The following is a 10,250-nucleotide window of genomic DNA, read 5'->3' as shown; positions in this document are numbered from 1 at the left end:
CCCTTCCGCGTCCTCGAACAACACCTCGACCGGCAACCCCAACAACCCGCACACCTCGTCCAACACCCGCGCGAACACCGGGAAGACCCGATACAGGCCCCGACCCATCCCCACCCACTGACCACCCTGACCAGAGAACACAAACGCCGACTTGCCCGAGTCGCGGGCCTCTCCGGTCACCAGCCCGGGATGCGCCTCCCCGCGCACCAGGGCCGCCAGTGCCTCCGGTCCGGTCACCACGGCCCGGTGGGCGAACCGGGTCCGCGCGGCGAGCGCGGCGCCGATTCCGTCAGGGTCGGGGGCCGTGGCCGCGTACGCCTGCAGCCTGCGGGCCTGGGCCCGGAGCGCCTGCTCGGACTTGGCCGACAGCAGCCACGGCACCGGCACGACGGCTGCGGGCGACGTCTCGTCGGCCGGGTCTGCGGCCGGTGCCTCCAGGATCACGTGCGCGTTGGTACCGCTGATGCCGAACGCCGAGATGCCGGCACGGCGGGGACGCCCCGTCTCCGGCCACGGCCGGGCCTCGGTGAGCAGTGCGACCTGGCCCGTCGACCAGTCGACGTGCGAGGTCGGCGCATCAACATGCAGCGTCGGCGGCAGTTCACCGTGCCGCATCGCCATGATCATCTTGATCACACCAGCCACACCGGCCGCCGCCTGGGTGTGCCCGATGTTCGACTTCACCGACCCCAACCACAGCGGTCCGGAACGGTCCTGACCGTACGTCGCCAGCAGTGCCTGAGCCTCGATCGGATCGCCAAGGGTGGTACCGGTGCCGTGCGCCTCCACCGCGTCCACCTCGGACGGCGCCAACCCGGCATTGGCGAGGGCCTGACGGATCACCCGCTCCTGGGAGGGGCCGTTGGGCGCGGTCAGGCCGTTGGACGCGCCGTCCTGGTTGACCGCGCTTCCCGCGACCACCGCCAGCACCCGGTGACCGCTGCGACGCGCGTCGGACAACCTCTCCAACAGCACCAACCCCGCGCCCTCACCCCACGCCGTACCATCAGCAGCCTCGGCAAACGCCTTCACCCGCCCATCGGCCGCAAGCCCACGCTGGCGGGAGAAGTCGATGAAGGCGGCGGGTGTCGCCATGACCGTCACACCGCCGGCCAGGGCCAGCGAGCACTCCCCCGAGCGCAGCGCCTGCGCCGCCAGGTGAATTGCCACCAGCGACGACGAACACGCCGTGTCCACCGACACCGCCGGACCCTCCAGCCCCAGCAGATACGACACCCGCCCGGAGGTCACACTCGTCGCCGTGCCGGTAGCCACATAGCCGTCCGCGTCGCGCGAGATCTGGTCCACTCCGCCCGCGTAGCCGGATGCCCAGATGCCGGTGAAGACGCCCGTCTGGCTGCCCCGCAACGACGTCGGATCGATCCCCGCATCCTCGAACGTCTCCCACACCGTCTCCAGCAACACCCGCTGCTGCGGATCCATCGCCAACGCTTCACGCGGCGAGATCCCGAAGAACGCCGCATCGAAGCCGCCGGCGGCGTCGAGGAAGCCCCCTGACTGCGTGTACGAGGTCCCCGGACCACCCGCCGGATCGTAAAGACGCCCCACGTCCCACCCGCGATCCGACGGGAACCCACCCACCGCATCAACCCCACCCGACACCAGACCCCACAACTCCTGCGCCGACCCCACCCCACCCGGATACCGCGCCCCCAACCCCACCACCACCACCGGATCACCCGACACCGCAACACCAACCGGCACGGGCGCGACCGTCCGGCGCTCCTTGCCGAGGACCACCTCACGCAGGTATTCGGCCAGCCGGGCCGGGGTCGGGTGGTCGAAGACCATCGTCGCCGACAGCCGGGTCCCGACCGCCGTGGACAGCCGGTTGCGCAGTTCCACGCCGGTCAGGGAGTCGAAGCCCAGGTCCTTGAAGGCCAGGTCGCCACCGATCTCGTCGCTGCGGCCCAGCACGGCCGAGGCGTGGGTCCTGACCAGGTCGAGCAGAATCTCGCGTTGCCGGGCCTCGGGGAGCGATCCCAGCTCGCCCGCCAGTCCGGTGGTCCGCACCGGTTTGCGGGCGCGTGCCAGCGCGCGCAGCACCGGCCGGTCGCCCAGTGCGGACACCTTGAGTCCGGCCGCGACCACCGCCGGTTCCGCGGTGTCCAGGCCCCCGTCGAACAGCCCGAGTCCGTAGTCGGTCGCCATTGGCAGCAGCCCCGCGCGGGCGAGGCGTTCACCGTCGGCCTCGGACATCTGCCCGGTCAGCCCGCTGGCCTCGGCCCAGTAGCCCCAGGCCAGCGACACCCCCGGCAGGCCCTGGGCACGCCGGTACGCGGCCAGGCCGTCGAGGTAGGCGTTGGCCGCGGCGTAGTTGGCCTGCCCGGGGCTGCCGAGCGTCCCGGCCGCCGAAGAGAAGAGGACGAACGCCCTCAGGTCCCGTCCCCGGGTGAGTTCGTGCAGGTGCCAGGCCGCCCGAGCCTTGGGCTCCCAGACCGCTGCGAGACGTTCGGGGGTCAGGGACTCGACCACGGCGTCGTCGAGCACGCCGGCGGCGTGGACGACCGCGGTCAGCGGGTGTGCGGCCGGGATCGAATCCAGTACGGCCGCCAGCGCGTCCCGGTCGGCCACGTCGCAGGCGGCCACGGTCACCTCCGCGCCCAGCCCGGCCAGCTCCTCGCGCAACGCCGCCCCGCCACCACCGCGGCTGACCAGCAACAAATGCCGCACACCCCGCTCGGCCACCAGATGCCGGGCCACACGGCCCCCCAGCGTCCCCGTACCACCGGTGATCAGCACCGTACCGGCCGCATCGAGATCCGCAGGAACAGTGAGGACGATCTTCCCGATGTGAGCGGCCTGGCTCATGAACCGGAACACGTCGACCGCGTCCCGGACCTCGCGCATGTCCAACGGCAGCGGTGCGAACCCGCCGTCCGTGAAGGCCCGTACGACGGCGTCCAGGATCTCGCCGAGCCGTTCCGGCCCCGCGTTGGCGATGTCGAACGCCCGGTAGACGATGTCGGGATGGTCGGCTGCGTCGCGGATGTCGGTCTTGCCCATCTCCACGAACCGGCCGCCGGGCCCGAGCAGCCGCAGGGAGGCATCGACGAACTCGCCGGACAGCGAGTCCAGAACCACGTCCATGGGCGGGAACTTCTGCTCGAACTCCAGGGTGCGCGACGAGGCGATGTGCTCCTCGTCCAGTCCCAGGGCGCGCAGGGTGTGCCATTTGGCCGGGCCGGCGGTGGCGAACACCTCAGCCCCGAGCCGCCGGGCCAGTTGGATCGCCGCCATGCCGACGCCGCCGGTGCCGGCGTGGATCAGGGCCCGGTCACCGGCCTTCAGCCCGCCCAGGTCGCGCAGGCCGTACCACGCGGTCAGGAACGCCACGGGCACTGACGCGGCCCTGGCGAACGGCCAGTCGTCGGGCATCCGGACCAGCAGCCGCTGGTCGGCGACGGTGACCGGGCCGAAGGCGCCGGGGACCAGGCCCATGACGCGGTCGCCGGGCCGGAACCGGGTGTCCGGGCCGGTTTCGAGGACGACGCCCGCGCCTTCGCCGCCCATCAGGGCCTCGCCGGGGTAGACGCCGAGGGCGATCAGCACGTCCCGGAAGTTCAGGCCGGCCGCCCGCACGGCGATCCGGACCTGCCCGGGCCCCAGCGGCTCCATGAGCTCCGGGCGGGGCACCAGGGCCAGGTCGTCAATGCTGCCGGTGCCCGTGTCCTCCAGCCGCCAGGTCCCGGGTGGCGGGGTGAGGCCCGCGCCGACGCGGACCAGGCGGGGGACGCGCAGCGCCCCTTGGCGTACCGCCAGTTCCGGCTCGTCCGTGCCGGCGATCAGCGCGGGGTCCCAGGTCGGGTCGGCGTCGACCAGGACGAACCGGTCCGGGTGCTCGACCTGCGCACTGCGGACCAGGCCCCAGACCATCGAGTGGTGGAGGCCGACCACGTCACCGGGCGCGGCGGCGACGGCGTTGCGGGTGACGACCGCCAGCCGTGTCCGCTCGCCCGCCAGGTGCTCCCGGATCACGGCGAGCACGCTGCGCGCGCTCTCGTACGCCGCCTCGACAGTGTCCGCCTCGGGCTCCGGCCCGGGCACCTCGTAGACGACCAGGTCCGCGGGGTCGCCGCCCGTCGATGCCGATTCGAAGGGGACCCAGTCGAGTGCGTACAGGCTGTCCGGGACGGCCGCGGCGTCCCGGACGGTCAGCGACGTGATGACCGCGACCGGGGTGCCGTCCGGATCGGCCACGGCCACGGTGTACGTGTCCGGCCCGGTGGCGGACAGGCGTACGCGCAGCGTCCGGCGGCCCGCGGGTCGTATCGCCACTCCGGTGAACGCGAACGGCAGGCCGGTGCGGTCGGTGAGGAACGCCATGGGGTGCAGTGCGGCGTCGAGCAGCGCGGGGTGCAGGGCGAACGGTTCCTCGGCGGGAAGCTCGACCTCGGCGTAGACGGTGTCGCCGACCCGCCAGGCCGCCGTGACGCCCTGGAACGCCGGCCCGTACTCGTAGCCGAGCACGGACAGCGAGTCGTAGAGCCCGTCGACGTCGAGGGGCTCACCGGCCGACGGCCATTCCCAGGCGCTCAGCACCGGCTCCTCGCCCAGGGTCCCGGTGGCGTGCCGCACCCACTCGTCGCCGTCGCGCGAGTACACCATGAGCGGGTTGCGGCCGTCGTCCTCGGGGCCCACGACGACCTGGAGGTGCACCGGGGTGTCGTCGAGGACGAGCGGCGTTTCGAGCACCAGCTCCTCGACCGCGTGGCCGAGCCGGCCGGCCGCGTAGGCCGCCATTTCCGCGAACGCGGTGCCGGGCAGGAGGACGGAGCCCCGCACGGCGTGGTCGGCCAGCCACGGGTGGGTGGCGAGCGAGATCGGTCCGCTGAGCACCGCGCCGTCGGGCAGTTCCACGAACGTGCTGAGCAGGGGGTGGTCGCCCGACGCCGTCGGGACGGGCCGCAGCCAGTACGGCTGGCGCTGGAAGGCGTACGTCGGCAGGCTGACGGGCTCGGTGTCGTCCGGGAACCGCCAGTCGACCGGGACACCGTGGACGTACAGGTGGCCGAGCGGGGCGAGGAAGTCGTCCTGGTCACGCCGGAGCGTGCCGGTGACGAGGAGGTCGGAGCCGTGCTGGTGACCGGTCTCCTCGACGGCCGGGACCAGGACGGGGTGCGGGCTGACCTCGACGAAGACGGTGTGGCCGTGGTCGAGCAGCGCACGGGTGGCCAGGTCGAAGCGTACGGGTTCGCGGAGGTTGCGGTACCAGTAGTCGGCGTCGAGGGCGGAGGTATCGACCGGTTCCGCGGTGACCGTGGAGTAGAACGGGATCCTCGCCGGGCGCGGTGTGATGCCGGCCAGGTCGGTCAGCAACTGCTCGCGGATCGCCTCTACCTGGACGGAGTGAGCGGCGTAGTCGACGGGCAGGCGGCGGGCGCGGATGCCGTCGGCCTCACAGGCCGTCAGCAGTTCGTCCAGCGCGTCCAGATCACCCGACACCACCACGCTGTCCGCCGAGTTGACCACCGCCACGGTCAGCCGGCCGTCCCAGCGGGCCACGAACTCGGCGGCCTGCTCATGCCCGAGCCCTATGGAGACCATGCCGCCCTGGTCGGCCAACACCGCCAGCGCCCTGCTCCGTAACGCCACCACCTTGGCGGCGTCCTCCAACGACAACGCCTCCGCCACATACGCCGCCGCGATCTCCCCCTGCGAATGCCCGACCACGGCATCAGGCCCCACACCATGCGCACGCCACAACTCCGCCAGCGCCACCATCACCGCGAACAGGGCGGGCTGCACCACATCCACCCGCTCCAACGAGCCACCGCCGACCAGCACCTCCACCAACGACCAATCGGTGTACGGCGCCAGCGCCGCGCCACACGCATCGATCGCCTCCCGGAACACCGGCTCCGACCCGTACAACTCCCCACCCATACCCACCCACTGCGCACCCTGCCCCGGAAACACAAACACCGACCGACCCACCGGCCGGGCAGCCCCGGTCACCAGACCCGGCACCGACCGGCCCTCCGCCAGCGCCTCCAACGCCTCCACACCGCCCAGCACCACGGCACGGTGCTCGAAACGCGACCGCCCCGCCAACGCCCGACCCACCGCAACCGCACCAACCCCCGGATGCCCGGCCAGGAACGCCCCCAGCCGACGCGCCTGCTCCCGCAACGCCACATCCGACTTCCCCGACAACACCCACGGCACCACCCCGCCTGCGGACCCCGCCGAAACCCCGACCGACTCTTCAGCAGCCGCCTCGATCACCACATGCGCGTTGGTGCCGCTGATGCCGAACGCCGACACGCCGGCACGGCGGGGACGCCCCGTCTCCGGCCACGGCCGGGCCTCGGTGAGCAGTGAGACATGGCCCGCCGACCAGTCGACATGCGAGGTCGGCGCGTCCACGTGGAGGGTCCGCGGCAGTTCACCGTGCCGCATCGCCATGACCATCTTGATCACACCAGCCACACCCGCCGCCGCCTGCGTGTGCCCGATGTTCGACTTCACCGACCCCAGCCACAACGGCTCATCCCGCCCCTGACCGTAGGTCGCCAGGAGTGCCTGAGCCTCGATGGGATCGCCAAGGGTGGTCCCGGTGCCGTGGGCCTCCGCCGCGTCCACGTCCGCCGTCGACAGTCCGGCATTCGCCAACGCCTGCCGGATGACGCGTTCTTGGGACGGACCATTCGGCGCCGCAAGCCCGTTCGACGCGCCGTCCTGGTTCACCGCCGAGCCCCGGACGACCGCCAGCACCCGGTGGCCGTTACGGCGGGCGTCGGACAGGCGTTCCAGCAGCACCAAGCCGGCGCCCTCACCCCACGCCGTACCATCAGCAGCCTCGGCAAACGCCTTCACCCGCCCATCGGCGGCAAGCCCCCGCTGCCGCGAGAACTCAACAAACCCCGCCGGCGTCGCCATCACCGTCACACCACCGGCCAACGCCAGCGAACACTCCCCCGCCCGCAATGCCTGCGCCGCCAGATGGATCGCCACCAGCGACGACGAACACGCCGTGTCCACCGACACCGCCGGACCCTCCAGCCCCAGCAGATACGACACCCGCCCGGACGTGGCGCTGGTGGCTGTTCCGGTGGCGAGAAAACCTTCGAGGTCCGGCGGCGGCTGGTTGCCGTAGCCGGAGGACCACAGGCCGGTGAACACGGCTGTGCGGCTGCCGCCGAGTGTGGTCGGGTCGATGCCGGCGTACTCGAAGGTCTCCCAGGCGGTTTCCAGCAGCACCCGCTGCTGCGGGTCCATCGCCAGTGCCTCGCGCGGCGAGATACCGAAGAACCCGGCGTCGAAGCCGGCGCCGTCGGCGAGGAAGCCGCCCGATCGGCTGTAGGTCGTGCCCGGCCGGTCCGGGTCGGGGTCGTAGACGACGTCCCATCCACGGTCCGGCGGGAAGTCGGTGATCGCGTCGACACCGTCCGAGACAAGCCGCCACAGGCCGTCCGGGGACTCCACTCCGCCCGGGTAGCGGCAGCCCATGCCGATGATCGCGATCGGCTCGCGCGCGGCTTCCTCCATGTCGGCGAGGCGCTTACCGAGCACTCCCAGGTCGGCCGTGGCGCGCTTGAGGTAGGTGCGGAGCTTCTCTTCGTCGGACATCGCTACTCCTCAGCGTTGCGGGACTCGCCCGAGCGGATGATCTCGGTCCTGCGGTGCGTATCGTCCAAAAGGCTGAACAGTTCGTCGTCGCTGACCTCGTCGACACCGGCCGCGGAGCCGGCACGTCTGGCGGTCCAGGCCGAGAGAAGTGCTTCGAGGCGGGCCGCGACGGTCTCGTAGTCGGCGTCGGCGGCTGCCGCGTCCAGGGTGGACTTGAGCTGGTCGAGTTCGGCGAGCAGGGGGTCGGGTTCGGTGCCGTGCAGCCGTGTGTGCACGAAGGCGGCGAGGCGGGCCGGTGTCGGGTGGTCGAAGACGAGCGTGGCGGGCAGGCGCAGGCCGGTGTCCGCGTCGAGCTGGTTGCGCAGTTCCACGGCGGTGAGCGAGTCGAACCCGATGTCGGTGAACGCCTGCTCGGGGTTGACCGCCTCCGGTGACGAGTGCCCCAGGACGAGGGCGACCTGGCCCACGACGAGTTGCAGCACGTCGGCCTGCGTCCACGCGCGGTCGGCGGCCTGCCTGCGCCGGGGCCGTACCAGCTCCCGCAGCAGGGCGGGCGGGTCGCCGGCGCGGCGCAGCGCCGGCAGGTCGAACCTGACGGGGGCGAGGGTGGGGGTGCCCGCGGTCAGCGCGGCGTCGAACAGGGCCAGCGCGTCCGTCGTCGGCAGCGGCCGTACGCCGGCCCTGGCCAGGCGGTGCCGGTCGATGGCGGTCAGACCTCCGGTCATGCCGCTGGCCTCCGCCCAGTAGCCCCAGGCGAGCGACACGGCTGGCTGTCCCTGGGCGTGCCGGTGTGCGGCGAGGCCGTCGAGGTACGCGTTCGCCGCCGCGTAGTTCGCCTGGCCCGCGCCGCCCAGCACACCGGCCGCCGACGAGAACAGCACGAACGCCTCCAGGTCCGAGGTCAGTTCGTGGAGGTGCCGGGCCGCGAGGGCCTTCGGCTCCCACACGCGCGCGAACTGCTGCGGGGTGAGGGATTCCACGACGGTGTCGGCCAGCGTGCCCGCGGCATGGATCACGGAGGTGACCGGGTGTTCGGCGAGCAGCCGCGTCACCGCCTCGCGGTCGGACACGTCGCACGCCACGATGTCGGCGGCCGCGCCCAGCGCGGCCAGGTCGGCGGTCAGCGCGGCCGTGCCGGGGGCGTCCGGGCCGCTCCGGCTGACCAGCAGCAGGTGCCGCACGCCGTGCCGTACGGCGAGGTGGCGGGCGATCGTGCCGCCCAGGGTGCCGGTGCCGCCGGTGACGAGCACCGTGCCCTCGGGGCTGAGCGGCGAGGGCAGCGGTTCGGTCCGCGCCCGTTCGAGGCGCGGGACGTGAACGGCGCCGACGCGGATCGCGAGCTGGGGTTCGTCGCCGGCCAGCCGGACCTCGTCGCCGTCGTCACCGTCGACCAGCACGAACCGGCCGGGGTGCTCGGTGGCGGCCGACCGGACCAGGCCCCAGACGGCGGCGGCCTGCGGGTCGACGTCCTCGCCCGGCCGAACCGGCACGGCGTTGCGCGTGGCGACCACCATGCGCGGGGTGTCCGTGGTGAGGAAGTCCTGGATCACCCGCAGGGTCTCGACGGGCGATGTGGCGTGGTGGACCGGGATGTCCGGTTCGGTGGTCGCCGCTTCCAGGACCGGCCACGCCAGCTGGTACGGCACGTCCTGCGTGGTGGCCCCGGCCGGCCGGCGCAAGGCCAGCGAGGCGATCTCGGCGACCGGCGCGCCCGACTCGTCGGCGAGGGCGATCGCGCAGGTGTCCTGGCCGGTCACGGTCAGCCGGACCCTGGCGTGCTCGGCGCCGCGCCACCAGGAGATCCCGGCGAAGGAGAACGGCATCTTCGCCCGGTCGTCGGCGACGGTCACGGTCTGGATCGCGGCGTCGAGCAGGGCGGGGTGCAGGGCGAACCGGGTGTCGCCGGGGGGTACGGCCACCTCCGCATAGAGGGTGTCGCCGTCGCGCCAGGCCGCTCGCAGACCTTGGAAGGCCGTGCCGTAGGCAAATCCGGCGTCGGCCAGGTTGTCGTAGAAGGCGTCGAGGTCGACGGCTTCGGCGTGCGGCGGCCACTGCCGTGCCCAGGGCTCCTGTGGTGCGACGGGTACGGCGCCCAGGGTCCCGGTGGCGTGCCGGACCCACTCGCCGTCCGCCCGCGAGTGGATCGAGACGCTGCGCCGGCCCGCCCGGTCGGGTCCGACGGTAACGGACACCTGCACGCCGTCCGCGACCACCAGCGGTGTCTCCAGCGTCAGGTCCTCGACCGCCGGGCAGCCGACGTGTTCGCCGGCCCGGAGCGCCAGGTCCACGAACGCCGCGGCGGGCAGCAAGGGCGAGCCCGCGATGACGTGTTCGGTGAGCCACGGCTGCGCGGCGGTGGCGAGTTGTCCCGTCAGCACCACGCCGTTGTCGTCGGGGAGTTCCATGGCGTCCCGCAGCAGCGGGTGGTCGATCCCGCCGTCACCGGTCGGTGCCGGTGTGGTGGGGTGGAGCCAGTAGTGCTGGTGCTGGAACGCGTACGAGGGCACCCGCCCGCCCAACACCCCCACCGTCGCGGTCACGGGTGGCGTCCAGCTCACCGCGCCGTCCGCCCACAACCGCCCCAACCCCGCGAACAACCGCTCCACCGAATCGCCCTGACGACGCATCAAACCGTTCCCCACCAGCAGCGGATGCGG

At 72.7% G+C, this 10,250-nt stretch carries 2 protein-coding genes; both read right to left on the bottom strand.

From position 1 onward, the window contains the following. Positions 1-7,593: type I polyketide synthase (locus P3T35_RS39955; protein ID WP_280709806.1), on the bottom strand; the 7,593-nt coding region annotated here is incomplete at its 3' end. A gap of 2 nt (positions 7,594-7,595) precedes the next feature. Continuing rightward, positions 7,596-10,250, bottom strand: a 2,655-nt coding sequence (locus tag P3T35_RS39950; RefSeq protein ID WP_280709804.1) for a type I polyketide synthase, incomplete at its 5' end; no start/stop codon positions are given.

Origin of the sequence: Kitasatospora sp. GP30 (assembly GCF_029892145.1) — a bacterium.
Taxonomy (GTDB): Bacteria; Actinomycetota; Actinomycetes; order Streptomycetales; family Streptomycetaceae; genus Kitasatospora; species Kitasatospora acidiphila.
Note: the sequence above shows the minus strand (reverse complement) of the source record. Positions and strands in the feature narration are given on the sequence as shown.